General features: G+C 73.5%; 19 protein-coding genes and 1 tRNA gene. 10 read left to right on the plus strand and 10 right to left on the minus strand.

What is annotated here, in order from left to right:
• Window positions 1–75 precede the first annotated feature (75 nt).
• Window positions 76–1,254, plus strand: a complete 1,179-nt coding sequence (locus ABZ641_RS06515; RefSeq protein WP_359979627.1) for a peptidoglycan-binding protein — start codon at window positions 76–78, stop codon at window positions 1,252–1,254.
• A gap of 7 nt (window positions 1,255–1,261) precedes the next feature.
• On the opposite strand, the gene ABZ641_RS06520 is transcribed toward ABZ641_RS06515, so the two are convergent.
• The 5 genes from ABZ641_RS06520 to ABZ641_RS06540 form a co-directional block, all read right to left on the minus strand.
• The gene (locus ABZ641_RS06520; RefSeq protein WP_344623087.1) at window positions 1,262–1,921 is read right to left on the minus strand and encodes a TrmH family RNA methyltransferase; all 660 of its coding nucleotides are present in this window, start codon (window positions 1,919–1,921) and stop codon (window positions 1,262–1,264) included.
• A gap of 11 nt (window positions 1,922–1,932) precedes the next feature.
• Window positions 1,933–4,047, minus strand: coding sequence for an FUSC family protein (locus tag ABZ641_RS06525; RefSeq protein WP_344623043.1), 2,115 nt, complete (start codon window positions 4,045–4,047; stop codon window positions 1,933–1,935).
• Window positions 4,048–4,057: 10 nt separating this feature from the next.
• Window positions 4,058–5,128 (minus strand): HTTM domain-containing protein, encoded by a 1,071-nt coding sequence (locus tag ABZ641_RS06530; protein WP_359979630.1) that lies wholly within the window; start codon window positions 5,126–5,128, stop codon window positions 4,058–4,060.
• On the minus strand, window positions 5,125–5,754 hold the full coding sequence (locus ABZ641_RS06535; protein WP_359979632.1) for a DUF5819 family protein: 630 nt from the start codon (window positions 5,752–5,754) through the stop codon (window positions 5,125–5,127). The genes ABZ641_RS06530 and ABZ641_RS06535 overlap by 4 nt, the downstream gene beginning before the upstream one ends.
• Before the next feature lie 153 nt (window positions 5,755–5,907).
• Window positions 5,908–7,092 (minus strand): rhodanese-like domain-containing protein, encoded by a 1,185-nt coding sequence (locus ABZ641_RS06540; RefSeq protein WP_344623040.1) that lies wholly within the window; start codon window positions 7,090–7,092, stop codon window positions 5,908–5,910.
• 361 nt (window positions 7,093–7,453) lie between these two features.
• On the opposite strand from ABZ641_RS06540, the gene ABZ641_RS06545 reads away from it, so the two are divergent.
• A complete protein-coding gene (locus tag ABZ641_RS06545) occupies window positions 7,454–10,225 on the plus strand; it encodes a SpoIIE family protein phosphatase (RefSeq protein ID WP_359979635.1) in 2,772 nt (923 codons plus the stop codon).
• Window positions 10,226–10,270: 45 nt separating this feature from the next.
• On the opposite strand, the gene ABZ641_RS06550 is transcribed toward ABZ641_RS06545, so the two are convergent.
• Together ABZ641_RS06550 and ABZ641_RS06555 are read right to left on the minus strand one after the other, a co-directional pair.
• The gene (locus tag ABZ641_RS06550; protein WP_359979638.1) at window positions 10,271–10,999 is read right to left on the minus strand and encodes a hypothetical protein; all 729 of its coding nucleotides are present in this window, start codon (window positions 10,997–10,999) and stop codon (window positions 10,271–10,273) included.
• A 294-nt stretch (window positions 11,000–11,293) separates the two neighbouring features.
• Complete coding sequence (locus ABZ641_RS06555) at window positions 11,294–13,063, minus strand: phosphatidylglycerol lysyltransferase domain-containing protein (RefSeq protein ID WP_344623086.1); 1,770 nt, start codon at window positions 13,061–13,063, stop codon at window positions 11,294–11,296.
• Between the two features lie 328 nt (window positions 13,064–13,391).
• On the opposite strand from ABZ641_RS06555, the gene ABZ641_RS06560 reads away from it, so the two are divergent.
• Window positions 13,392–14,063, plus strand: coding sequence for a response regulator transcription factor (locus ABZ641_RS06560; RefSeq protein ID WP_344623037.1), 672 nt, complete (start codon window positions 13,392–13,394; stop codon window positions 14,061–14,063).
• Window positions 14,060–15,196: a histidine kinase gene (locus ABZ641_RS06565; RefSeq protein ID WP_344623036.1), complete on the plus strand. Its 1,137-nt coding sequence runs from the start codon at window positions 14,060–14,062 to the stop codon at window positions 15,194–15,196. Before ABZ641_RS06560 ends, ABZ641_RS06565 begins: the two co-directional genes overlap by 4 nt.
• Before the next feature lie 153 nt (window positions 15,197–15,349).
• Here ABZ641_RS06565 and ABZ641_RS06570 read toward each other — a convergent pair.
• Window positions 15,350–15,433: transfer RNA gene (locus ABZ641_RS06570), tRNA-Leu, on the minus strand.
• A 454-nt stretch (window positions 15,434–15,887) separates the two neighbouring features.
• Here ABZ641_RS06570 and ABZ641_RS06575 point away from each other — a divergent pair.
• The 6 genes from ABZ641_RS06575 (at window position 15,888) to pknB (ending at window position 24,333) form a co-directional block, all read left to right on the plus strand.
• Complete coding sequence (locus ABZ641_RS06575; protein ID WP_359979641.1) at window positions 15,888–16,757, plus strand: DUF3662 and FHA domain-containing protein; 870 nt, start codon at window positions 15,888–15,890, stop codon at window positions 16,755–16,757.
• A gap of 12 nt (window positions 16,758–16,769) precedes the next feature.
• Window positions 16,770–17,285 carry an FHA domain-containing protein gene (locus tag ABZ641_RS06580; protein ID WP_344623034.1) on the plus strand — a complete coding sequence of 172 codons (516 nt, stop codon included), beginning with the start codon at window positions 16,770–16,772 and terminating at the stop codon, window positions 17,283–17,285.
• A 122-nt stretch (window positions 17,286–17,407) separates the two neighbouring features.
• Entirely contained in the window at window positions 17,408–19,027 is a 1,620-nt protein-coding gene (locus tag ABZ641_RS06585; protein ID WP_359979643.1) for a protein phosphatase 2C domain-containing protein, read from the plus strand.
• A gap of 111 nt (window positions 19,028–19,138) precedes the next feature.
• Complete coding sequence (locus ABZ641_RS06590; RefSeq protein ID WP_344623085.1) at window positions 19,139–20,506, plus strand: FtsW/RodA/SpoVE family cell cycle protein; 1,368 nt, start codon at window positions 19,139–19,141, stop codon at window positions 20,504–20,506.
• 14 nt (window positions 20,507–20,520) lie between these two features.
• Window positions 20,521–21,984 carry a penicillin-binding protein 2 gene (locus ABZ641_RS06595; RefSeq protein ID WP_344623032.1) on the plus strand — a complete coding sequence of 488 codons (1,464 nt, stop codon included), beginning with the start codon at window positions 20,521–20,523 and terminating at the stop codon, window positions 21,982–21,984.
• A 288-nt stretch (window positions 21,985–22,272) separates the two neighbouring features.
• The gene (gene pknB / locus ABZ641_RS06600; protein ID WP_359979647.1) at window positions 22,273–24,333 is read left to right on the plus strand and encodes a Stk1 family PASTA domain-containing Ser/Thr kinase; all 2,061 of its coding nucleotides are present in this window, start codon (window positions 22,273–22,275) and stop codon (window positions 24,331–24,333) included.
• Between the two features lie 78 nt (window positions 24,334–24,411).
• Here the strand turns inward: pknB and ABZ641_RS06605 are convergent, their stop codons facing one another.
• On the minus strand, window positions 24,412–25,107 hold the full coding sequence (locus tag ABZ641_RS06605; RefSeq protein WP_359979650.1) for a class E sortase: 696 nt from the start codon (window positions 25,105–25,107) through the stop codon (window positions 24,412–24,414).
• Between the two features lie 22 nt (window positions 25,108–25,129).
• A partial coding sequence (locus ABZ641_RS06610) for a class E sortase (RefSeq protein WP_359979653.1) occupies window positions 25,130–25,904 on the minus strand: 775 nt, incomplete at its 5' end.

Genomic DNA, 25,904 nt, shown 5'->3' on the forward strand with positions numbered 1-25,904 from the left:
CGCCGCTGACCTTTCCTTTACACTTTGGTCTTATTTTATCCATGTCTGCGCTTGGTTTCAGGCGAAAAGGATGTGGTGACATGCACCGTCCTCGGCGGCGCCACCAGCGCCATAGCCGTCGTCCCGCGGGCCGCCGCCGCGGACACCCCCGCCCCGACCCCGACCTCCCCCCAGGGCGAGGTCGCCGGCCCCTACGGCGGCGAGGGCGATCAGCCCCGCGCCCTGCTCCGCGCCACCACCCGCGAGGAGATCATCGCCCGCGCCCAGGTGTGGGTGGACAGGAAGGTGCCGTACTCGATGAGCCGGTACTGGTCGGACGGCTACCGCCAGGACTGCTCCGGCTTCATCTCGATGGCCTGGGGCCTGGGCAGCAGCCAGACCACCTGGACGCTGCCGAACTTCGCCGACCGGATCGCCAAGGACGACCTGCAGCCCGGCGACGCGCTGATCTACAACGACTCCGCCAACCCGCAGGGCGGCTCGCACGCCGTCCTCTTCGGCGGCTGGACGGACTCCTCCCACACCCGCTACACGGCGTACGAGCAGACCAGCCCGAACACGATCAAACGCAGCACCCCGTACGCCTACTGGAGCCACTCGGGCTCCTACCTGCCGTACCGCTACCGGGGCGTCGCCGCCGCGGCGGACGGGGAGGCATTCCCCGGGTCGGTGTGGTTCGGCATCGGCCAGACCAACCAGTACGTGAAGCGGCTGGGCGAGATGCTGGTGCAGCGCGGCGCCGGGCGGTTCTACACCGAGGGAGCGGACGCGACCTGGAGCGAGGCGGACCGCAGGGCGACCCAGGCGTTCCAGCAGGCGCAGGGCTGGACGGGCACCGAGGCGGACGGCGTCCCGGGCAAGGACACCTGGGTGCTGCTGGTGGCCGGCCGCGGCCGGGACGTCCCGCCACAGGCCCCGCAGCCGGTGCCGCCGCCCGTACCCACCGTTCCCGGCGTTCCCGGCGTTCCGACGGTGCCGACCGTGCCCCCGGTGCCGAGGGTCCCGGGTGCGCCGGCGCCGGCCTTCCCCGGGACGGACGCCTTCGGTCCGGGCCGGGTGAACGCCACCGTGCAGCTGCTCGGCGAGCAGCTGGTCCGCAAGGGCTTCGGCGGGTTCTACACCGTCGGCCCGGGCCCCGAGTGGACGGAGGGCGACCGGCGCAACGTCGAGGCGTTCCAGCTGGCGCAGGGCTGGACGGGCACCGAGGCGGACGGCTACCCCGGTCCGCACACCTGGCGGCTGCTGTTCGGCTGAGCCGCGTTCAGGGGCGGCCGACGCCCGCGCCGTGCACCCTCACCCAGGCGTGCATGGCGATGGCGGCGGCCGCCCCGGCGTTGATCGACCGGGTGGAGCCGAACTGGGCGATCGAGCAGACCGCGGTGGAGTGCTCCCACGCCTCCGGGGTCAGCCCGGGGCCCTCCTGCCCGAAGAGCAGCACGCAGCGTTCCGGCAGCTCGTAGGTCTCCAGCGGGACGGCGCCGGGCAGGTTGTCGATGCCGATCACCGGCAGTCCCTCGGCGGCCGCGAAGGCGGCCAGCGAGGCGACCGAGTCGTGGTGGCGGACGTGCTGGTAGCGGTCGGTCACCATGGCGCCGCGCCGGTTCCAGCGGCGCCGGCCGACGATGTGCACCTGCCCGGCCAGGAAGGCGTTGGCGGTGCGCACCACCGAGCCGATGTTGAAGTCGTGCTGCCAGTTCTCCACGGCCACCTGGAAGCCGTGCCGCCGGGTGTCGAGGTCGGCGACGATCGCCTCGCGGGTCCAGTACCGGTAGCGGTCCACCACGTTGCGGCGGTCGCCGTCGGCCAGCAGCCCGCGGTCCCAGTGGTCGCCCTCGGGCCACGGCCCGGGGTGCGGGCCGACGCCGATCTCCCGGTCGTCGGGCACGAAGGCGTCGTCGTACTGCTCGCCCTCGTGGGGCACTCCGGTCTCGCTCACGCCCCCGAGGGTACGCGGCGCGGCCGGACGGCCCGTTCCAGGTCGCCGAGCGCCTGCAGCATCAGCTTGGCGCCGGCCCGGGCGACCACCGCGCGGTCCTCGTGCCCGGGCACGGCGTCCCCGACCGGGTACCCGTCCCAGCGGGCGTAGGCCTCGCGCAGCCCGGAGAAGTCGACCGGCTCACCGATCAGCACCCCGGCCGCGGCGATCGCGGTGGCGTACTGGAGCTCCTCGGCGAACTCGGCCGCGCCGGCGACGGGCGGGCTGTCCCGGTGCGGCACGTGCGCCTCCATCAGGACGGCGCTGCGGGCGAGGAGTCCGACCGCGGTGCGGGCCCGGTCGAGCTGCTTGCGGCTCAGCTCGGGCAGCCGGTCGCCGTGCTTGACCGGCTCGGCGTCGGCCCGTTCGAGCGCCTCCATCAGCTCGGCGCGGGCCTCCCGGGAGTCGAGCAGCGCGTCCCGCACCCCGCGGTCGTCGCGGCCCTCCGGATCGCCGTACGCCTGGAGCACGGCCGCCCCGTAGCGGCCGGCCGCGGCGAGCCACTCGGCGAGCCGCTCCGCGAGCCGCGCGGTCTGCCAGGTCGGGAAGAGCGCGTAGGCGCCGAGCGCGATGGCGCCGCCGAGCAGGGTCAGCAGCACCCGCTCCAGGGCGGTCTCCAGCGGGTTCCCGGCCTGCAGGCCGAGCAGGAACACCACGTAGGAGGAGACGCAGGCGGTGGTGAAGGCGTAGCCGGTGCGGATGGTCAGGTAGGCGCCGCCGATGCAGACCACGGCGAGGGCGGCGGAGAGGTACGCGCCCGGGTCCAGCAGCTGCACGACGGCGGTGGTGACGGCCACGCCGACGACCGTCCCGGCCAGCCGGGCCACGCCGCGGCTGAAGGTCTGCGCGAAGTCGGGCCGCATCACCATGGCGGCGGTCAGCGGCGCCCAGTAGCTGTGGTGCAGCCCCGTCGGCCGGGCGGCCAGGTAGGAGAGGGTGACCACGGCGGACAGCCGCACGGCGTGCTGGAAGACCGCGGAGCGCGGCTGCAGCTGCCGCCGGACGGTCTGGAGGGCGACCGGCACGATCTTCAGCAGCGGGGGGCGGCGCAGTTGCGGGCCGCTCGTCCGCACGACGGTCCGGTCCTGCCGGTCGAGGGCGCCGGTGGCCCGGGAGAGCTGGGTGGCGAGCCGTTTGGCGGCCCGGCGGGCGGCGCCGGTCAGGTCGGGGCTCTGGGCGGCCTCGGCGATGGTGAGCGCGGGCGTGCTGGTCGGCGGCCGGACGGCCTCCCCGGCCCGGACGGCGGCGGCGACGGCGTCCAGGAGTTCGGCCGCGGCGGCGAGGATCTCGCGGGCGAGGTCGCGCCCGGGGCCCTCGGCGGGGGCGCCGACCGCCGGGTCGGCGAGGGCGGCGAGAGCGGGCCGGATGTGCTCGGCGACGGCTCGCAGGCCGCGCATCTCGGGCGGCCGGTGCCGGGCCTGCCAGCCCGTCAGGGCGCCCGCCCGCCGGGCGGTCATGAACGGCTCGGGGTCGACGGCGGCGAGCGGGTCGTGGCGCAGCCGGCGGGCGTAGTGGCCGAGTTCGGCGTAGGTGTCGGCGAGGGCGTCGCGGTGGCCGCGCCAGCGGTCGACCGGCCAGAGCAGCGTGACCAGCGCCTGGACGGCGCCGCCGAGGGCGCAGAGCAGGCCGTGGCCGAGCGCGCTGGCCAGGCTGACGGGCAATTGGACGACGACCAGCATCACGGAGATCGTGGTGGCGGCGACCGTGCCGCCGGTCGGGCCGACCGCCCAGATCATCCCGGCGCCGAACGCCCAGACGGCGAGCAGCACCGGGAAGGCGCCGGGCACGCCGACGGCGGCGTAGCCGAGGAAGGTGCTGATGCCGAGGCCGAGTCCGGCGCCGACGGCGATCGAGGCGCGCGGGCGGAAGGTGCGCTGGAAGGTCGCGGTGCCGGCGATGTAGCCGCCCATCGCGGCCGAGGTGGCCGGGCCGCTGCCGGCGACCGCCAGCACCGGGAACAGCACCAGGCCGACGGCGAGGGCGCCGCGCACGGCCCGTCGCGGGTCGGAGAGTTCGCGGGCCGGGACGAGTCCGGCCTTCGCAGTCTCCCGAAGTGCGACAGACCAGGGCATGTCGGGCAGTCTAGGGCGAAGGCGGGCGCGCCGCCGGGAGGCGTACGGCCGCCCGGAGCCGTCGGGCGGCCGGGCCGCAGCGGGCGTCCAGCCGCTCCAGGAAGGCGGTGGGCAGGAAGACCAGGTCGGCGGCGATCATCGCCAGCGAGAAGAACGGCAGCCCGAGGACGACCGCGATCGCGGAGTGCTCGGCGATCATGAGGGCCAGCAGCACGTTCTTCAGGCGCCGGTTGGCGAGCGTGAACGGGAAGGCCACCTGCAGGATCACCGTGCCGTAGCTGAGCACGAAGGTGATCAGCAGGCTGGAGCCCAGCAGCGCGGACAGCTCCGGCCAGGGGGCGAAGTAGTCGAGGTGCAGCGGGTAGTGCAGGGCGGTGCCGTCCTGCCAGCGGGAGCCCTGCACCTTGTACCAGCCGGCCGTGGAGTAGATCAGCACCACCTGCGCGGCGATGATCACCATGCCGCAGTTGTGCAGCATGGTGACGAGTGCGTCGCGGACGGCCCGCAGCTCCCCGACGGACGCGGCCGGCGCCTCCCGGCGGGCCCGGCGGCGGGCGTCCAGCGACCACACCAGGCCGGAGCGGACGAGCACCAGGTACATCGCCATCAGGTGCACGACGTTGTCGCCGCCGTCGCCGACCAGCACGTTGCGGTTCTGCAGGGAGAGCACGGTGACGGCGAAGAGCACGGCGCTCGCCCGGGTGCGCCAGCCCAGCACCATCAGCACGGCGGCGAGGATCCCCAGGTGGTAGACGGTCTCGAACCAGAGCCGGCCGTCCGACCAGGAGAGCACGGTGAAGGCGTGGGTCGCGGAGAGCAGCCGGTCGGAGAGGTCGGCGGACCACGGCGAGCGGTCGCCGTACAGCACCCGCCGGTTCGGCCACTCGCGGAGCAGGAAGCCGAGCCAGGCCAGGCCGAAGCCGATCCGGACCACCGCCGCCTGGCGGCGGCCGACGACGGTGCCGGTGAAGGCGTCGAAGAGCCGCTCGAAGCGGGTGGGCGGCGCCGCCGCGACCGGCGCGGGGTCGGTGGCCGCGACCGGGTCGGTGGCCGCGACCGGGTCGGTGGCCGTTCCGCTCACAGCAGCCCCCGGTAGTCGTCCTCGTCCACCGGCCACCAGGGCAGTTCCTTGTACGGGGTGGACTCGCCGGGCTCCTCGGTGCTCCAGGCGGGCGGCGGGACGGCCTTCGCCGCCGAGCGGAACTGGATCTGCAGGATCCGCTCGCCGCCGGCGGTGCGGCCGAACCGCTGCAGGGCTATCCGCTTGAGGTACTCCTCGGCGAGCTTGCCGCGCTGTCCCGGCACGGCGCCGTCCTCGGCGGGGTGGCTGGACTCGTAGAAGTCCCAGGCGCGGCGCAGCATGTTCTGGTCGACGTGGCTGGGCGCCGGGTTGTGGCGTATCGCGGCGGCGTCCCGGGCGGTCAGGCCGGTCCAGTCGCGGGTGTGCACCTCGCCGTCCTCGGCGATGGTCTGCACCCGGGCGTCGACGGTGATGTTCTGCTGCAGCGGGTTGGGCGCGAACAGCTTCCAGTTCTGCTCGAACTCGGGGTAGACCAGCCCGTCCAGCTGCTGCCGGTACTCCTGGGAGAGCGTGTTGGACGGGGCGTTGTGCAGGAACAGCGCCCCGAGCAGGATCGCCGTCCCGCCGATCATGCCGGCCCCGGAGAGGCAGAGCACGGTGAGGGCGGGGGTGGACCAGGTGCGCACGCGGTGTCCTCCCCTACGGCTGCTGCGGCACGGTTCGCCCGGTCATCCTGCCGTACCGGCGCGCCGGGGGACAGGGCCGGGGAGTGCCCCCTGGCAGCCCGGCCGGGGCCCGCCGGAGCGGGCCCCCGAGCCGGGCGGGCGGCCGCGGTGCGGTCAGAGGACGAACGGGTCCCGGCCGTCGGCGGCGGTCATCGGGCGGCCGGCGGCCTCCCAGGCGAACATGCCGCCGTCCACGTTGACCGCGTCCCGGCCCTGCGCGACCAGGTACTGGACGACCTGGGCGGAGCGGCCGCCGACCCGGCAGAGCACGTACAGCCTGCCGTCGGGCAGCTCGTCGATCCGGGCGATCACCTGGCCGATCGGGATGTGCAGCGCGCCGTCCACGTGGCCGGCGTCCCACTCGTCCTGCTCGCGGACGTCGAGCAGTGCGGCGTCGGCCGGCACGGACGCGGCGTCGGTGGTGGGCAGCGCTTGCGCGAACATCGTCGGATTCTCCTGGGCGTGGGTACGGGGGCGGGTCTGCGAGGGGTCCTCCCCTCCATTGTGCCGACCGGTCGGCGCCGGACCGGGCACGACGTCGTCGCCGAGCAGCCGCTCCAGGTCGGCGCGCCGCTCGGAGGCCCGGGCGAGGAGCTGCTCGGCGAGCTCCTCCAGCAGCCGCTCCGGCTCCTGCGGCGCCAGCAGCAGCAGCTCGCCCATCGGGGTGCGCTCCAGGCGGACCTGCTCGGTGGCGAGCTGGCCGATCCGCGCGGTCAGCCACTCCAGGCGGCGCAGCAGCCAGTCCGGCCGGTCGGGGGAGTCCGGGTCGGGCGCGGTCTCCGGGGCGGTCGACCACTCGCCGGCCAGCTCCTCCAGGCCGGCGGTGTCGCCCTGCGCGTACGCCTCGTTGACCCGGGCGATGAAGGCCGAGCGGCGCTCCTGCTCGGCCGGGTCGGTGGTGAGGTCGGGGTGGGCGCGGCGGGCGAGGTCGCGGTAGATCCGCTGGGCGTCCCGGTCGGGCCGGACCTTGGCGGCGGCCGGCGGCTCGGGGGCGAGGTCGGCGGCGGCCGGGTCGTCCGGCTCGGCGACCCGGCTGCGGGCCTCGGCCGCGCGGCGCAGCGCCTCCGGGTCCCCGGTGCGGACGGCTACGGCCTCGGCGATCAGCGCGTCCAGCTCGTCGAGGCGGGCGTACAGCGGCCCGAGCAGCTGGTGGTGGACCAGCGCGAAGTTGTCGATCTCCACCCGGAGGGTGGCGACGTCGACGTCGAGGGTCAGCCAGGCCAGTTCGGCGGCGGCCACCCGCTCCTCGAGCAGCAGCCGATCCTGCTCGCTCCACTGGACGGGGCTCTCCGCGCTCACCAGTCCGCCTCCGCATGCACCCGGTCTCCGAGCCTGCCACCCTACCGGGGGGCCGGACCGGTCCGCCGGGCCCGCGTCCCGGTACCCCTTCCGGTTGAACCCGCAGCGCACACGGGCGCTCACCCAGCGACACGCAACTGATACCGAGGAATCTCCGCGATTCGCTGTCGGAGCCGGGCTCGCACGTGCTTCGCTGGAGGGTGCCTCCGTCCTGCGCCGCGCCTGTGGCCGAACACAGCCCGGGGGCCCGCGTACAGAAGGATGGGACACGCAGGAGCGGCCGGAGACAAGGAGCCGGTGCGCCGCGCCGACACGGCGGCCGCTCCCCGGCAGGGCGGCCAGGCGGGAGCAGACCGAACCGATGGTGGACGAGCCGAACTCCGCACCGACGGCGGGAGAGGCCGCGGGCGACCCTCCCTCCGGAGTGGTCGCCCTGCTGCGCGTCGCCGCGGTGATGGTCGACCCGGACGGCCGGATCGCGCTGTGGAACCGCGCCGCGGAGGAGCTCTTCGGACACCGGGCGGAGGTCGCCTGCGGCCGCACCGCCTCCGGCCTGCTGCCCGCCGTCGAACCCCGCCCGGAGACCGGTGCGCCGCGTCCGGGCACGCCGCCGCGGCGCTGCGACGCCCTGGACACCCTGGACGACCTGACCCGGCCCGACGCCGCCTGGTCGGGCGCGATGGCCGTGGTCGACCGCGAGGAGCGGCTGCGCGACGTCATCTGGTGGGCGTACCCGCTGGTCGAGCCGGCCGGCCGCAGCCTGCTGGCGCTGGCCGCGGACGCCCGGCCGCTGCGGGCCGGCGGGCCGCGGATAGCGCTCGGCGAGCGGCTGCTGGCGTACGCCGCGGCGCCCGCCGCGACCGGCGCCTTCCACCGGGTCTCCCCCGCCTTCGCCCCGGTCGGACCGGGCGGTGCGGCGCAGCTGGACGGCCTGCTGCCGCGCGGCTCCGAGGAGCGCCGCCGACGGCTGCTCGGGCAGGTCGCCGCGGCCGGGGTGCCCGCGCTCTGGGTGGACGCGGCGACCAGACTGCCCGTCCTCCCCTACGAGCCGGCCGGCCGCGGCGCGGCCCGGGTCGCCGCCGGACTGGTCCGCCGGTACCCGACCCCGCTGCAGCGCGCCGACCGGCCCCGGGCGGCCCGCCGCCCGGCCGATCCGGCCGCGCCCGGCGGGCGCCGCACGATCGGCCTGCAGGTCCTGCCCGCCGGGGCGCCGCGCGGCGCCGAGGACGGGCGGGGGATCGGCACCACCGTGCCCGGGCAGCGCGAGTCCGGGGCGGTCACCGCGAACGGCCAGAGCCAGGGAGGCCCAGCCATCGAGTCCACCGCCAACGGCACCGCGCCCGTCAGGGCCGCCGTCGGGTCCGCTCCGCCGCAGGGCCGATCGGACGGGCCGGACGGACGCCCCCACGACACCCCCGGTGTCCCGGCACCGCCGGCACCGCCGTCCGTCGAGGTGCTGACCGTCAGCCAGGCCGGCGAGCAGCTGGCCCTGCTGAGCGAGGTCGGCAACCGGGTCGGCACCACCCTGGACCTCGACACGACCGCCCGCGAGCTGTGCGAGGTCCTCGTCCCGCGGGTCGCCGACTTCGCCTGCGTCGACCTCCTGGACGGCCTGATCTCCGACTCGGAGCTGCCCGACGAACGCCCGGACGACCGGACGATGCTGCGCCGGGTCGCCCGCGCGGTGAACAGCTCCCCCGGCCACTGGGACCACGTCCTGGACGAGGGCGCCCTGCTCGCGATGCCCCGTTCCACGCCGCCGGGCCTCGCCCTGCAGGAGAACCAGCCGGTGCTGGTGCCGGTGATCGACCCGGACGTGGCGGTGGACTACGCGGCCTCGCTGGGCGGCGGGCCGGACCTGGTGCCGGTGGTGGTCGGCCGGTCGATGCTGGTGCTGCCGCTGTCCGCCCGGGGCACGGTGCTGGGCATCCTGAAGCTGCTGCGGCTGCCGGACCGCTCGCCGTTCGACAAGTCCGACGCCGCCACCCTGAAGGAGCTGGCGGCCCGGGCCGCGCTGTCGCTGGACAACGCCCGGCTGCACCGGGCGGAGTCCCGGGTGGCGACCACCCTGCAGCGGTCGATGATCCCGACCCGGCCGCCGCGGATCCCCGGTGTGCAGATCGCGCACCGCTACCTGCCGGGCGACTCCCGGGCGGAGGTCGGCGGCGACTGGTTCGACGCGATCCAGCTGCCGGGCAGCCGGGTCGCCCTGGTGGTCGGCGACGTGATGGGCCACGGCCTGCACTCGGCGGCCGCTATGGGCCGGTTCCGCACCGCCATGCAGACCCTCGCCGCGCTGGACCTGCCGCCCGGCCAGCTGCTGCGGCACCTGGACAACCTGGCCCACAAGCTCGGCGACGACCACCTGGCGACCTGCCTGTACGCGGTCTACGACCCGATCAACCGCACCTGCGAGCTGGCCAGCGCCGGGCACGTCCCGCCGGTGCTGGTGCACCCCGACGGCCGGGGCGAGCTGCTGGAGATCCCGGAGGGCGCACCGATCGGCGTCGGCGGGGTCCCGTTCGTGGCGAAGCGGATCGACGTCTCGGACGGCTCGATGCTGGTGATGTGCACCGACGGCCTGGTCGAGGTGCGGGGCGGTGACATAGGAGAGGGCCTGGCCGCGCTCTGCGGCAACCTGATCGACCCCAAGCAGACCCCGGACGAGGCCTGCGACACGGTGCTGGAGCGGCTGCACTCCGACGACCGGGCCGACGACGTGGCCCTGCTGGTCGCCCGCTTCGACGGCGTGCCGCCGAGCGAGGTGGCGACCTGGGAGCTCGCCGTCGCAGAGGGCGAGGTCCGCCGGGCCCGGTCGCTGGTGCGCGGCCAGCTCGCCGCCTGGGGACTGGACGCCGTGGACGACACGGTGGAGCTGCTGGTCAGCGAGCTGGTGACGAACGCCGTCCGGGTCGCCAGGGACCACGTCCAGCTGCAGCTGATCAGGGTCGACAAGCTGCTGGTCGAGGTCAGCGACGACAACCACAACCTGCCCTCGCTGGAGCCCGCCGGCTCGATGGACGAGCACGGCCGGGGGCTCCACCTGGTCAGCAAGCTCGCCGAGCGCTGGGGCACCGCCCGCAAGGCGGTCGGCAAGGTGGTCTGGTTCGAACTGGCACTGCCGAGGAGCTGAGGCACCGCCGTACGGCCCCGGGCCGTACGGCGCGGCTCCGCCGCCTCAGCGCACCAGGGGCACGGCCGTCCGCGGGCCGCCCTCGGCCGCCACGGAGGCGGCCGCGCCCACCCCGGCCAGCACCCGCGGCCAGAACTGCCCGAAGACCTCCAGCGAGGCCGCGATCAGCCCGGCCACCAGCACCGCCACGACGTGCTCCAGCCCGGCGAGGTTCGGCAGCAGCACGGCCTCGACGACCATCGCCAGCACCACCGCACCGCCCGTCCACCAGGCCCGGCAGCGGATCGCCACGCAGACCGCCAGCGCGACCACGGCCGCGGACGGGCCGGTGTCCCGGACGTGGCCCACCCAGGTGGGGAAGCCGAAGAGGTGCTCCGGGCCGAGCTCCACGCCGATCCGGGCGAACAGCGTGCCCGCCAGGGTGCAGACGTAGGCGACGGCCAGGGTGAGGCGGCGGCCGAGGACGATCTCGGCGATCCCGAAGACCAGGAAGACCTGGACGAGCGCGCCCCACACCGGCAGGTCCAGCGCGGGGACGTACAGCGAGAGCGGTGTCCGCAGCAGCGAGATCCCGAGCGGCAGCGCGGCCCGCACGACGCCGACCTGGGTGACCAGCCGTTCGCCGCCCGGCAGGTGCTGGACGACGGAGAAGAGCAGCACCAGCACGGTCGCCGCGGTGGCCAGCGGGACGGAGGCGAACCGGTGCCGGCGCACGTGCCCGCGGACGATTCCGATCAGCGTGCCCCACTCCGCGACCGCGGCCCGGACCGCCACCGGTCCGACACCCGGTCGCACGCCCCCCGCACGAGCCATCCGATCCACCGCTGAATCTCCCCGTCCGCTTTCCGGCCGGGCACCCCCGCGCCCCGCCGTGCAATTCCCGGGACATTTCCCGTACGGCCGGGGTTTCTCCCGCCGATACATCCACGGTAGGCATCGGACAAACGGGGGGCGTCACCTTGCGAGGCGAATCGCGGATCATCCTCAAGTCGGAGGGGGGCGACCACCGGACGCGGCCGCACCCCCCGATCGGCGGTGGCCCTCCGCCCCCCGGCGGAGGGACTACCCCTACCCGTCCCGCTCCGCCGCCGACCCCCCGCCGGACACCGCCTGTGCGGCGGCCCGGACGTGACGGCGACGGAAGAGGACGGGGAGACTCGGCACCGTGATGAAGCCCTCGGCGCGCGCACTGGCGATGCCGATCCGCGGAATCTCGCTGCTCTTCTCGAAGAGCAGATAACGCGGCTCCCAGATCGGCCGGTACTTCGCGTTGGCCCGGTACAGCGATTCGATCTGCCACCAGCGGGAGAAGAATCCCAGCACCGAGCGCCACAGCCGCAGCACCGGACCGGCGCCCAGCTTGGAACCGCGCTCGAAAACCGAGCGGAACATCGCGAAGTTCAGCGAGACCCGTTCCAGGGCGACCTCGTCGGCGCGCTGCAGCAGTTCGATGACCATGAATTCCATCAGGCCGTTCTCGCTGTCGCGGTCCCGGCGCATCAGGTCCAGCGAGAGGCCGTTGCGGCCCCACGGGACGAAGCTCAGCAGCGCCCGCAGCTCGCCGTCCGCGTCGTGGCACTCCAGCATCACGCAGCGGCCGTCGTCCGGGTCGCCGAGCCGGCCCAGCGCCATCGAGAAGCCGCGCTCGGTCTGGCCGTCCCGCCAGTGGTCGGCCTTGTCGAGCAGCTCCGCCATCTCCTCGTCGGGGATGTCCTCGTGCCGCCGGATGCGCACCGTGTACCCGGCCCGCTTGACCCGGTTGTACGCCTGCCGGACGACCCGCATCGCGCGTCCGTCCAGCGAGAACTCGTCGACCTCGACGATCGCCTCGTCGCCCAGCTCCAGCGCGTCCAGGCCGTGCCGGGCGTAGATCACGCCGGCCTCCTCGGAGGCGCCCATCACGGCCGGCACCCAGGCGTGCTCCCGGGCCTCCTCCAGCCACGCGTCGATCGCCCCCGGCCAGGCCTCCGGATCGCCGATCGGATCGCCGGAGGCCAGCGAGACGCCGCCCAGCACCCGGTAGGCCACCGCGGCCTTGCCGGACGGCGAGAAGATCACCGCCTTGTCCCGACGCAGCGCGAAGTAGCCCAGCGAGTCGCGCTCGCCCTGCCGCTCCAGCAGCTCGCGCAGTCGGACCTCGTCCTCCGCGGTCAGCAGCTCCTGGCCGCGCGGGCTGCGGAAGGCCAGGTACAGCACCAGCAGGAAGAGCACCGCGCCCATCGCGTTGATGAAGGCGTTCACCCAGGTCGGCACGGAGATCTCGTCCGCCAGCCGGCCGGACGGGGTGATCGTCACCATCCGGGCCACCGCGTAGCCGAACCGGGTGCCGAACTCCGCGCCGTGCACGGCGTTGGTCAGCTGCACCAGGGTCGCGCCGACCACACCGCCGAACAGCAGGCCGCCGATGAACGTCGCCACCCCGGTCTTGGGGTTGGAGCGGTCCCCCTTGGAGGTGAACTCCCGCCGGCCGACCAGCAGCGTCAGGAAGAAGCCGACCGTCAGCACGGTGGAGAACCAGTTCATCGGATGGTCCGCGAACGGGCTGTCCGGCACCAGCATCAGCAGCAGGTACAGCACCGAGAAGAGCCCCGACACCACCGCGTTGAAGATCCACGCGGCCCGTTTGCGGCGCCGCATCGCCACCGCGAGGAAGAGCGAGAGCAGCACGGTCGTCAGACCGGCCGTCAGCAGGTACGGGGTGAAGTACTCGCCCTCGTTGTGCTCCTGCACCTGGTCCCGGAACGGCACCGCCAGCACCGCGACGAGGTTCAGCAGGGCCAGCAGCCTCAGGTACCAGACCGTCGTCGCGGCGGCCCTCGGCCGCCACCGGGCGAGCAGCCCGGACGGGGATCCGACATGCGCGGGAACGGCGGTGGGCGCCGGCTTCACGGTGGACACAGCTCCAATTGCAGACGATCAACGTGGGGGACGCATCCGTACGACACCCGGGAGGGACGGAGCGGCCCGCACACCCGGTCACCGAGCGGCCAGGGCCCACAGGGGGCTCCGTGTTCCATGGTTCCCCACCCCGGATGAGAATTGCGTGAATCCGGTAGCGGATTCCGACCCCCGCCGTTCGGCGGGGGTCACCACCCCGCCGGTGGACCGGATCGCGCCCCGCCGGCCCCTAGGCTCGAAGACGAGCCGCGCACGCCCGAGGAGAGCCATGCCACCGATCCGCGTCCTGATCGTGGACGACGAGGTCCTCGTCCGCTCGGGCCTCGGCCTGATCGTGGGCTCCGCCCCCGACCTGGAGGTGGTCGGCGGCTGCTCCGGCGGCCAGGCCGAGCAGCAGACCGTCGAGCTGCGCCCGCAGGTCGTCCTGCTCGACATCCGGATGCCCGACCTGGACGGCATCAGCGTGCTGCGCCGGCTGCGCGCCCTGCCCGACCCGCCCGCCGTGGCCATGCTCACCACCTTCGACACCGACGAGTACATCGGCACCGCCCTGCGCGCCGGCGCGGCCGGCTTCCTGCTCAAGGACACCGCCCCCGAGCAGCTGGTGCACGCCGTCCGGGTGCTCGCCGCCGGCGGCAGCATGCTCTCGCCCACCGTCGCCCGCACGGTCATCAACGGCTACGTCGAGGGCGGCGGCCCCGACGCGGACGCCGCCGCGCTGGCCCGCCAGCTCACCACCCGCGAGCTCGACGTGCTCGCCCTGCTCGGCGAGGGCCTGTCCAACGCGGAGATCGCCGACCGCCTCTACCTCGGCACCGGCACCGTGAAGGACCACATCAGCGCGATCCTCGCCAAGCTCGGCGCGGCGAACCGGGTCCAGGCCGCCGTGGTCGCCCACCGCGCCGGGCTGGTCCGCGCCCAGGGCGGCCCGGGCGCATGACCGGCCCCAGAGCCCTGCCGGCCTGGTGCACCGCGACCTGGCTGATGCTGCTGCTGCCGGTGCTGATCTCGCTCGTCGACGCCGCCCTGGTCTCCAAGGGCGCCAAGTGGTGGGAGGCGGCGCTCTCCGTCCTGGCCGCGCTCGCCCTGCTGCTGCGCCGCCGCCTCCCGGTGACGGTGCTGCTGCTCACCCTGCCCGGGGCGTTCGTCAACTACATCTGGCTGGCGCCGATGACCGCGGTCTACACGGTCGCCGCGCAGCGGGCGGCGCTGAGGGTCACCGCGGCCTGCGCCACCGCCTTCGCCCTGGTCGAGTTCTTCCACTGGCCGCTCGCCGACCACCCGCTCGCCCTCGACCGGGACAACGCGCTGTACGCCATCCAGTGCGTGATGCTGGCCGCCGGGCCCGCCGCGCTCGGCCTGCTCGCCCGCACCAGGCGCGAGCTCGCCCACCGCCTCGACGAGCTCACCCGCGGCCAGCAGCGCGAGAGCCGGCTGCTCGCCGAGCGGGTGCTGGCCACCGAGCGGGCCCGGCTGGCCCGCGAGATGCACGACGTGGTCTCCCACCAGGTCAGCCTGATCTCCATCCAGGCCGGTGCGCTGCAGGTGTCCACCGGCGACCCGGCCGCCAAGGACACCGCCTCGACCATCCGCGAGCTGGCCGTCCGCACCCTCCAGGAGCTCCGCCAGATGGTCGGGGTGCTGCGCGCCGCGGGCGTCGAGCCCTCCGAGCCGCTCGCCCCGCAGCCGCGGCTGGCCGACCTGCCGAAGCTGATCGACGGCAGCGGCCTGCCGGTGACCAGCGACCTCTCCACCGGCGGCCGGCACTGGCCGGAGGCGGTGGAGCGGGCCGCGTACCGGACGGTCCAGGAGGCGCTGACCAACATCACCAAGTACGCGCCCGGCGCCGCGGTGTCCGTCCGGGTGGCGGGCGGCGGCTCCCGGCTGCTGGTCGAGGTGCGGAACGCCCCGCCGCCCGAGGACGCTTCCGACCGGCCGGTGCTGCCCGGCGGCGGGCACGGACTGGTCGGCCTGCGCGAACGGGCCCAGCTGCTCGGCGGCACCCTGGTGGCCGGCCCCACCGCGGACGGCGGCTTCACCGTCCGGGCCGCCCTCCCCGCCGCCGCGGACTGAACCCCGGCACCGGCCGCGCCCCCGGGTGCGGCCGGTGCTCGGCGGGAATTCCGCCGCCCGACCCGGCCGTCCGCACGGAAGGGAATTGCCGCGGGTGCCGTCGCCGGAAAACGAGAAAGCCCCGCAGATCCGAAGATCTGCGGGGCTTCGCTGTGCGCGAGGGGGGAGTTGAACCCCCACGCCCTTTCGGGCACTGGAACCTGAATCCAGCGCGTCTGCCTATTCCGCCACCCGCGCATGGGTGCTGTCGTAAGATGCTTCCCGCTCTTCCGACCTGACGAGAACCTTACCGTATCTCGCTTGGTCTTCCGTTCGGCTCCCTCTCGGGCGCCCCTTCCGACGTGGAAAACATTAGCACGGCCTGCGGGCTACCTCCGAATCCGTTTCCCCGCACCCCGGGGAACCGCTCCGACGCGGGGCGGACGAACGGGTGACCGAGGGATGATCGGGGCCCGCCGCGGGTACCTCCCGCATGCCGTGCGGCTCCCTCCGCACGGCTGTCCGCACCCGGCGCACGCCCCCGCCCGGCCCCCCTGCCGGGCAGGTGGCGGGCGGTGTGCCCGGTCTCACGCCCCGGGACCACGTTCCCGGGGAACCGTACGGATGGGCCCGACGTGGATACGATCAGTACGGAAAACCGCAACCCGGCCCGCGAGCGCGGCCCGGCCGACGCCCTGGAAGGGGGTGCCCCGTGGGAGTCCTGAAGAAGTTCGAGCAGCGGCTCGAGGGTCTCGTGAACGGCACCTTCGCCAAGGTGTTCAAGTCCGAGGTCCAGCCGGTCGAGATCGCCGGCGCGCTCCAGCGCGAGTGCGACAACAACGCGACCATCTGGAACCGCGACCGCACGGTCGTCCCGAACGACTTCATCGTCGAGCTCAGCCCGCACGACTACGAGCGGCTCAGCCCGTACGCCGGCCAGCTCGGCACCGAGCTCGCCGGCATGGTCCGCGAGTACGCCGAGGCGCAGCGCTACAGCTTCATGGGCCCGCTCCAGGTGACCCTGGAGAAGGCCGACGAGCTGGACACCGGCCTGTACCGGGTGCGCAGCCGCACCCTGGCCGGCGAGGAGCCCGCGGCGCAGGTGCCGCAGCCGCCGGCCGCCCCGGGCGGCTACGAGCGGCGGCCGACCCCGCCCGCGCCCGGTGCGCCGTGGCAGCAGCAGGGTGCGGCGCCGTACGGTGCGCCGCCGCCGCCCGCCGCTCCCCCGGCGGCGCCGCAGGGTCCGCCCGCGACCGGCGGGAACGTCCGCCCCTTCCCGGGTGCCGGCCACAGCGGTGCGAACACCCGCCGCTGGGTGGAGGTCAACGGCGCCCGGCACCAGATCACGGGCAACGCGTGCGTGCTCGGCCGCTCCACCGAGGCGGACATCCGGATCGACGACCCCGGGGTCTCCCGCAAGCACGCGGAGATCCGGCCGGGGACGCCCGCGATGGTGCTCGACCTCGGGTCCACCAACGGCATCGTGGTGGACGGACAGCACACCCAGCGCGCTACGCTCCGCGACGGCTCCCGAATCGTCCTCGGGTCCACCACCATCGTCTACCGACAGGTCGAAGGGTAGAGCGGGCCACTCATGTCAGAACTGACCCTCACGGTCATGCGGCTGGGCTTCCTCGCCGTGCTGTGGCTGTTCGTCATCGTCGCGGTCCAGGTCATCCGCAGCGACCTGTTCGGCACCAAGGTGAACCCGCGCACGGCGCGGCGGACCGCCTCGGCCGCCACCGCGTCCACGGGCCGTCCGCCCCAGCAGGGCGGGCAGGCCGCCGCGCCGCCGCAGCCGCGCCAGCGCCGCGGTGCGCCGACCCACCTCGTGGTCGTGCAGGGCTCGCTGGCCGGCACCACCGTCGCCCTGCAGGGGCAGACCATCACGCTCGGCCGGGCGCACGACTCGACGATCGTGCTGGACGACGACTACGCCTCCTCCCGCCATGCCAGGATCTTCCCGGATCAGACTGGGCAGTGGACGGTGGAGGATCTAGGCTCCACCAACGGCACGTATCTGGACCGGCAGCGGCTCACCGCGCCGATGCCGCTCCAGCCCGGCGTGCCGATCCGTATCGGCCGGACCGTCATCGAACTGCGGAAGTAGCGGCGCATGAGGGACACCACCCCGTCCAAGACCAGCCGGGAGCGCGGGCGCCGCGCTGCCGCTGCCGTGCGCGCCCACGGCACGGTCGCCACCGCCCGGGCCCGGAAGGGGGCGGCGACGGCATGAGCCTGGTGCTGCGCTTCGCCGCCGGCTCCCACAAGGGCCTGATCCGGGAGGGGAACGAGGACTCCGGCTACGCCGGTCCGCGGCTGCTCGCCGTCGCCGACGGCATGGGCGGCGCGGCGGCCGGCGAGGTCGCCTCCTCGGAGGTGCTCGGTTCGATCGTCCGGCTGGACGAGGACGTCCCCGGTGCCGACCTGCTGACCCTGCTCGGCGACGCCGTCCAGGGCGCCAACGACCGGCTGCGGCAGATGGTCGAGGAGGACCCGCAGCTGGAGGGCATGGGCTGCACCCTCACCGCGATGCTGTGGACGGGCCAGCGGATGGGCCTGGTGCACATCGGCGACTCCCGGGCGTACCTGCTGCGGGACGGCTCGCTGACCCAGATCACCCAGGACCACACGTGGGTCCAGCGGCTGGTGGACGAGGGCCGGATCACGCCGGAGGAGGCGGAGACGCACCCCCAGCGGTCGCTGCTGATGCGCGCGCTGGACGGCCGCGGCCAGGTCGAGCCCGACCTCTCGATCCGCGAGGTGCGGGCCGGCGACCGCTACCTGATCTGCTCCGACGGCCTGTCCGGCCCGGTCAGCCACCAGACCCTGGAGGCCACGCTCGGGAGCTACTACGCCCCGCAGCAGACCGTCCAGGAGCTGATCCAGCTGGCGCTGCGCGGCGGCGGCCCGGACAACATCACCTGCATCGTGGCGGACGTCATCGACGTCGGCGCCACGGACACCCTGAGCGGCCAGCTCGCGGACATCCCGGTGGTCGTCGGCGCGGTGGCCGAGGCGCAGCCGCACCACGGCGACCACAACCTGCTGAACACCCCGGCCGGCCGCGCCGCCGGTCTCGGCCGCCCGCAGGCCCCGCAGGGCGCGTTCGGCCCGGCCAGCGGCTACGAGGCGGCGGGCTTCGGCCCCGCCGAGGGCTACGAGGACGACGGCTACGGCGCGGCCGAGGGCTACGGCGCCGACGCGCAGCCGTACGAGGGCGAGCGCCCGTCCCGGCGCAAGCGCAAGGGCCGGAAGCTGAAGGTCTCGCTGGCGGTGCTGGCGGTGCTCGGCCTGCTGGGCGCCGGCGGGTACGTCGGCTGGAAGTGGACGCAGGACCAGTACTACGTCGGTGCCGACGGCGAGGGCGTGGCGGTCTACCGCGGCCTCAACCAGTCGCTGGCCGGGCTGAGCCTGTCCTCGGTGTACGAGCAGCACGACGACATCGAACTCAAGTTCCTGCCGACCTACCAGCGGACGCAGGTCACCAAGACCATCCAGGCGAAGAGCCTGGCGGACGCCCGCGAGCAGGTCCGTACCCTGGGCACCCAGGCCTCGGTCTGCAAGAAGGTCGCGCAGGGCGCCAAGCCGGCGCAGGGCACCACCACCGGCGGCGGCGCGACGCCGCAGCCCGGGGCGAGCCCGAGCCCGACCGCGTCGGCGGCCGCCCCGTCGGCCTCCGGCACGGCGCTGACCCAGGTGGGCTTCCGCAACGAGACCCCGGCCCCCGGGGCCAGCCCGAGCCCGAGCCCGAGTCCGAGCACCGACACCCTGAGCACCGGCAACCCCGGCACCACGCCCGAACTGACCGAGCAGGAGAAGCAGCTGGCGTCCTCCTGCCCGACCCCCTAGCACCGACCCCGCCAGGGGACTCAGCCGTCGGGGAGCGGCCTACACGTGAGCACCTTTGACCTGAGCAACAGCGACACCGACCGCCGCGGCGCGCGGCGGGGCAACACCACGATCACGCCGCAGAACGCGCCGAACCGCCGCAACACCGAGCTGGCCATGCTCGGCTTCGCGGTGGTGCTGCCGATGTTCGCCTACGCCAACGTGGGCCTCGCGATGGACGGCTCGCTGCCGGCCGGCATGCTGGCGTACGGCCTCGGCATGGGCGCCCTGGCGCTGGTCGCGCACCTGCTGATGCGCCGGTTCGCGCCGTACGCGGACCCGCTGCTGCTGCCGCTGGCCACCCTGCTCAACGGGCTGGGCCTGGTGATGATCTGGCGGCTGGACAAGGCCGGCAAGCTGCTCGCCAACAACTTCCCGGCGGCCGCGAACCAGCTGATGTGGTCGGGCCTGGGCATCGCGTTCTTCATCGGCGTCATGGTGCTGCTGAAGGACCACCGGATCCTGCAGCGGTACACGTACATCTCGATGGCGGTGGCCCTGGTGCTGCTCGCCGCGCCGGCGTTCTTCCCGGCCCGGGCGGGCGACTTCGGCGCCAAGATCTGGATCCACATCGGCAGCTTCTCGATCCAGCCCGGCGAGTTCGCCAAGATCATCCTGACGGTGTTCTTCTCCGGCTACCTGATGGTCAAGCGGGACGCGCTGGCGCTGGCGAGCCGCCGCTTCATGGGCCTGTACCTGCCGCGCGGCCGCGACCTCGGCCCGATCATCGTGGTCTGGCTGCTGTCGATCCTGATCCTGGTCTTCGAGACCGACCTCGGCTCGTCCTTCCTGTTCTTCGGCCTGTTCGTGGTGATGCTGTACGTCGCCACCGAACGCACCAGCTGGATCGTCTTCGGCCTGGTGATGTCGATCGGCGGCGCCACGGTGGTGGCCTCCGTCGAGTCGCACGTGCAGACCCGCATCAACTCCTGGCTCGACCCGATGGCGGCCTTCGCCGACCCTCCGCCGCCCGGCACCAGCGAGCAGATCGGCCAGACCCTGATGGCCTTCGGCTCCGGCGGCGTCACCGGCAGTGGCCTCGGCCAGGGCCGCTCGTGGCTGATCCAGTTCGCCGCGAAGAGCGACTTCATCCTCGGCTCGTTCGGCGAGGAGCTCGGCCTCACCGGCATGATGGCGGTCTTCCTGCTGTACGGCCTGATCGTGCAGCGCGGTCTGCGGACGGCCGTCGCCGCCCGCGACCCGTTCGGCAAGCTGCTCGCGGTGGGCCTGTCCTCGGCGTTCGCGCTGCAGGTCTTCGTGGTCGCCGGCGGCGTCACCGGCCTCATCCCGCTGACCGGTATGACGATGCCCTTCCTCGCCCAGGGCGGTTCCTCGGTGGTGGCGAACTGGGCCCTGATCGCCATCCTGCTCAAGATCAGCGACAGTGCGCGCCGCCCGGCCGCCGAACCGGAGCCGGCCACTGCCCCGGCCTCGGCCTGAAAGGGATCCGACACGTGAACAAGCCCATCCGCCGGGTCTCGGTCTTCTGCCTGATCCTCGTCCTCGCCCTGATGGTGCGCACCAACTGGGTGCAGGGCGTCCAGGCGCACGCCTGGGCGACCAACGAGAACAACGACCGCAACAAGTACGACCGGTACGCCTACCCGCGCGGCAACATCATCGTCGGCGGCCAGGCGGTCACCAACTCGGACTTCGTCAACGGCCTGCGCTACAAGTACAAGCGCAGCTGGGTCGACGGCGCGATGTACGCGCCGGTCACCGGCTACTCCTCGCAGTCCTTCGGCACCAGCCAGCTGGAGTCGCTGGAGGACGGCATCCTGGCCGGCACCGACTCGCGGCTGTTCTTCCGGAACACCCTCGACATGCTGACCGGTGACGACAAGAAGGGCGGCGACGTCGTCACCACGATCGACGCCAAGGCCCAGAAGGCAGCCTTCGAGGGCCTCGGCAACAAGAAGGGCGCGGCGGTCGCCATCGACCCGCGCACCGGCGCGATCCTGGCCCTGGTCTCCACCCCGTCCTACGACCCGGGCAAGTTCTCCGGCAGCTCTGCGGCGGACGCCAAGGCGTGGAACGACCTCAACGCGGACCAGAACAAGCCGATGCTGAACCGGGCGCTGCGCGAGACCTACCCGCCGGGCTCGACCTTCAAGCTGGTCACCGCCGCCGCCGCGTTCGAGGACGGGAAGTTCCAGAACCCGGGCGACAAGACCGACACCCCGGAGCAGTTCTTCCTGCCGGGCACCAAGACCGAGCTGAAGAACGCCAGCAAGACCGAGCCCTGCACCAACGCCACGCTGCAGGACGCCATGGACCTGTCCTGCAACACCGTCTTCGGCAAGATCGGCGCCGAGGTGGGCGGGGCGAAGCTGCGCGCGCAGGCGGAGAAGTTCGGCTTCAACAACCCCAAGGTGGACGTCCCGATCCGGGCCACCACCAGCGTGTTCCCGTCCAACTCCTCACCGGACGGCACCGCGATGGACGCCATCGGCCAGCACGACACCCGGGCCACCCCGCTGCAGATGGCGATGGTCGCCTCGGCGATCGCCAACAACGGCACGCTGATGGAGCCGTACCTGGTCGACCAGGAGCGGTCCAGCACCCTCGCGGTGGTGTCCAAGCACTCCGAGAAGGTCATGAGCCAGGCGGTCTCGGCGACCACCGCCCAGAAGCTGCAGCAGCTGATGGAGTCGGTGGTGCAGAACGGCACCGGCACCAAGGCGAAGATCGACGGGGTCACGGTCGGCGGCAAGACCGGCACCGCCCAGCACGGCCAGGACAACAGCGGCCTGCCGTTCGCCTGGTTCATGTCCTACGCCAAGGGCGCGGACGGCAAGCAGGTCGCGGTGGCGGTCGTGGTCGAGGACGGCGACAGCGACCGGAACGAGATCAGCGGCGGTTCGATCGCGGCGCCGATCGCTAAAAGCATCATGCAGGCGGTGGTGCAGGGCAAGTAGCAGCGGGCGCCCGCCCCGAGGATCCGAAGGCCCGACGACCTGAGGGAATCGTCACAGTGGGACCGTTCCGGTGCATACCGGTCTGGTCTCAGCTGGCAGGCTGTTCGGGTTGCCACGGGTTCGCCCGGTAGCGTATCCGCCAGCAGCGGGTGTACCCACTGCTGAGCCGCGGCTCCGGCCGCGGGGTCGGCGCCGCAGAACCGCTGTGGCGGTGGCAAGCGTCCAACAGTGCGTGCGGGGTCACCTACGTCACATCCTCACCACCCGGTGAGGGAGAGGGTCGGAACTATGGAAGAGCCTCGTCGCCTCGGCGGCAGGTACGAGCTCGGCGGCGTCCTCGGACGCGGCGGCATGGCCGAGGTCTACCTGGCCCATGACACCCGGCTCGGCCGCACGGTCGCCGTGAAGACCCTCCGCGCGGACATGGCACGCGACCCGTCGTTCCAGGCGCGCTTCCGCCGCGAGGCGCAGTCCGCGGCCTCGCTGAACCACCCCGCGATCGTCGCCGTGTACGACACCGGCGAGGACTACATCGACGGCATCTCCATCCCGTACATCGTGATGGAGTACGTCGAGGGCTCGACCCTGCGCGAGCTGCTGCACTCCGGCCGCCGGCTGCTGCCGGAGCGCGCTCTGGAGATGACGATCGGCATCCTGCAGGCGCTGGAGTACTCGCACCGCGCCGGCATCGTCCACCGCGACATCAAGCCCGCCAACGTGATGCTGACCCGCCAGGGCAACGTCAAGGTGATGGACTTCGGCATCGCCCGGGCGATGGGCGACGGCGGCATGACGATGACGCAGACCTCGGCCGTCATCGGCACCGCCCAGTACCTCTCCCCCGAGCAGGCCAAGGGCGAGACGGTCGACGCCCGCTCCGACCTCTACTCCACCGGCTGCCTGCTGTACGAGCTGCTGACCGTGCGTCCGCCGTTCGTCGGCGACTCGCCGGTGGCGGTGGCGTACCAGCACGTGCGGGAGGAGGCCCAGCCGCCGTCCGCGTTCGACCCGGAGGTCCGCCCCGAGGTCGACGCGATCGTGCTGAAGGCGCTCGCCAAGGAGCGCGACTACCGCTACCAGAGCGCCGACGAGATGCGCGACGACATCGAGCGCTTCCTCGACGGCCTGCCGGTGGCCGCGGCCCAGCAGGCCGCCGCGTACGGCATGGGCGGCGCCGGGTACGGCTACGACCAGGCCGGCGCCGCGCAGTACGACCCGTACGGCCAGACCAACCTGCTGCCGCAGCAGGGCGCGGCCGGCCCGACCACGATGCTGCCGCAGGTCGGCTCCCAGCAGCCGGGCTACGGCTACCCGCCCCAGGCGCAGGACGACGGCTACGGCGGCTCCGGCGGCCGGGGCGGCGGCTACGAGGACGACGACAACTACGGCCGCGGCAGCCGCCGGCAGAGCCAGCAGAAGAAGAACAACACCTCCTGGATCGTGCTGGCCGTCGCGGCCGTGCTGGTGCTGGTGGGTGCGTTCTTCGTCGTGCAGGCGATGCTGAACAGCGGTGGCGGCGGCGGCAAGACGACCGCGCCGAACCTGGTCGGCCTGAGCCTCGCCGACGCGCAGGCGAAGGCGAAGACGCAGAACGAGAAGCTGCAGGTGCAGCAGAGCACCCCGATCGCCTGCCCGGACGCCAAGATCCAGAAGGATCAGGTCTGTACCCAGGAACCGGTCGCCAACTCGCAGATCGACGTCAACACGCCGATCAAGGTGCACCTGTCCGCCGGCCCGGTGGAGACGGACATCCCGGACGTCACCGGCCAGTCGGTGGACGCGGCGACCACGACGCTGACGGGCAAGGGCTTCACGGTCAAGACCGAGATCAAGAACGACGACTCGGTCGCCCAGGACAAGGTCATCTCGTACAGCCCGAACGGCAAGGCCGCGGCGGGCACGCAGATCACCCTGACCATCTCCGGCGGCGCAGGGAAGGTCGCGGTGCCGCCGGTGACCGGCCAGACCAAGGACGCGGCCAGCCAGGCGATCACCGACGCCGGCCTGACGGTCAAGGTCAGCACCCAGTCGGTGACCGATCCGGCCCAGGTGGACGTCGTCCTGGACCAGAACCCGAAGAGCGGCCAACTGAAAAAGGGCGCTCAGGTCACCATCACGGTCGGCAAGATGGCGGAGAAGCCCTCGGTGCCGATCCTCGTGGGCAAGACCTACAAGCAGGCCTTCGCACTGCTGACCCAGAAGGGCCTCCAGCCGCAGGTCGTCTTCGGCCCGCAGGACGACAACGCGATCGTGCTGAGCAGCGACCCGCCGTCCGGCACCCCGGTCGACGCGGGCTCGGTCGTCCGTCTGACCACCCGGGCCGGTGACGGCCCGCCCACGGGCAACTGACGGACCGAAGCCCACGGAAGGGGTCGCGCAGCACCGCGCGGCCCCTTCCGCGTTCCCCGGGTACGTCGCCGCGGCCCTTCAGGCCGTCAGTTCGGGCGGCGGGGTGCGGCGGGCGTCCACCGCCTCGACCCGCTGCAGGCTCCCCCACACCACCAGCCGGTACAGCGAGGTGTACACCGGCGTGCAGGTGGTCAGGGTGAGGTAGCGGCCGGGCCGGGTGTACGGCGAGCGCTCGGGGACGGGGGCGATGACGCCGGTGTCGTCCGGGGAGGTCTGCGGCAGGACGCCGTCGACCCGGTAGACGTACCAGTGGTCGTCGGTCTCGATCACCACCGGGTCGCCGGGGCCGAGCCGGTCGAGGTCGTGGAAGCGGGCGCCGTGCCCGTCCCGGTGCGCGGCCAGGGTGACGTTGCCGACCGGGTCCCAGGGCATCGCGGAGCGGTACGGCGCCTCGTAGAGGCCGGCGACGCCGGTGTCCAGGACGTCGGCACCGGTGCCGGCCCGGATCAGCACCTCGTTGCCCCGGCCGAGCGCGGGGACGTGCAGGAAGCCCACGGCGCCGGCGGACCGCGCCCGGCCCCCGGCGGGCGGCGGGGCGCTCCAGCCGGCCCGCAGCCGGGCCGCCTGCTGCGCGGTCTGCCGGTCCGCGACCAGGTCCGTCCACCAGACCGAGTACACCGCGAAGAGGGCGATCACCGCCCCGAGTGTGATCATCAGCTCGCCCGCGGCGCCGACCGCCGCCCGGATCCGACGACCGACGGACACAGGACTCACGGCGGGGCCTCCCGGGTGCGGGTCAGCCGGTGAGCGCGGCGGGCTTGCCCTGGCTCCTCGGCCGTTCCTCGAGCATCTTCCCGAACACGATCAGGCGTCCACGGGCGCTGAACTCGGGTGTACACGTGGTCAGCGTGATGTAACGACCCGGTTGGGTGAACGGCGAGCCCTTGGGGACGGCCTGGATGACCGTCACGTTGGTCGGCGGAGTCTCCGGGATGCCGCCGGCGACCTCGTAGGTGTAGAAGGCGGTGGCGGTCTCCACCACGATCTTGTCGCCGGGTGCCAACTGGCCGATCTTGCGGAAGGGCTGACCGTGCGTCGTGCGGTGCGCGGCGATCGCGAAGTTGCCGGCCTTGTCCGCCGGCATCGCGGTGCCCGTGTAGTGGCCGACCAGGCCCTTGTCGAGCACCTGCTGCTTCTGGGTGCCCTCGGCGATCGGGTACTTGAGGCCCAGTTTGGGGATGTACAGCAGCGCGAAGCCCTTGCCGGGCTCGAACTGCCCGGCGGGCGCCGCACCGGGCGCGGGCGTCCCGGTGGGCTGCGGGGCACTGTTCCACTGCTGCTCCAGCCGGTCCCCGGCGGCGTTCGCCGAGGCGTCGGCCTGCACGTTGGTCCACCACAGCTGGTAGGCGACGAAGAGCAGCATCACCAGGCCGAGGGTGATGAAAAGTTCGCCGACCGCCCGGGCCACGACGACCCGCTTCTTCTCCTGCGGCCGCGGCCGGGCGGCGGCGCCGGAGCCGCCCGGGGCCCGGCGCCGCGCTCGGGAGCGCAGACCGCGTGAAACCCACGAA

This window comes from Kitasatospora sp. NPDC007106 (assembly GCF_040634455.1).
Classification (GTDB): Bacteria; Actinomycetota; Actinomycetes; order Streptomycetales; family Streptomycetaceae; genus Kitasatospora; species Kitasatospora arboriphila.

Coding starts and splice junctions, on each gene's coding strand:
- ABZ641_RS06585 (WP_359979643.1), top strand. CDS start 17,408: ATGAGCCTGGTGCTGCGCTTCGCCGCCGGCTCCCACAAGGGCCTGATC.
- ABZ641_RS06545 (WP_359979635.1), top strand. CDS start 7,454: ATGGTGGACGAGCCGAACTCCGCACCGACGGCGGGAGAGGCCGCGGGC.
- ABZ641_RS06525 (WP_344623043.1), bottom strand. CDS start 4,047: ATGCCCTGGTCTGTCGCACTTCGGGAGACTGCGAAGGCCGGACTCGTC.
- ABZ641_RS06580 (WP_344623034.1), top strand. CDS start 16,770: ATGTCAGAACTGACCCTCACGGTCATGCGGCTGGGCTTCCTCGCCGTG.
- ABZ641_RS06565 (WP_344623036.1), top strand. CDS start 14,060: ATGACCGGCCCCAGAGCCCTGCCGGCCTGGTGCACCGCGACCTGGCTG.
- pknB (WP_359979647.1), top strand. CDS start 22,273: ATGGAAGAGCCTCGTCGCCTCGGCGGCAGGTACGAGCTCGGCGGCGTC.
- ABZ641_RS06560 (WP_344623037.1), top strand. CDS start 13,392: ATGCCACCGATCCGCGTCCTGATCGTGGACGACGAGGTCCTCGTCCGC.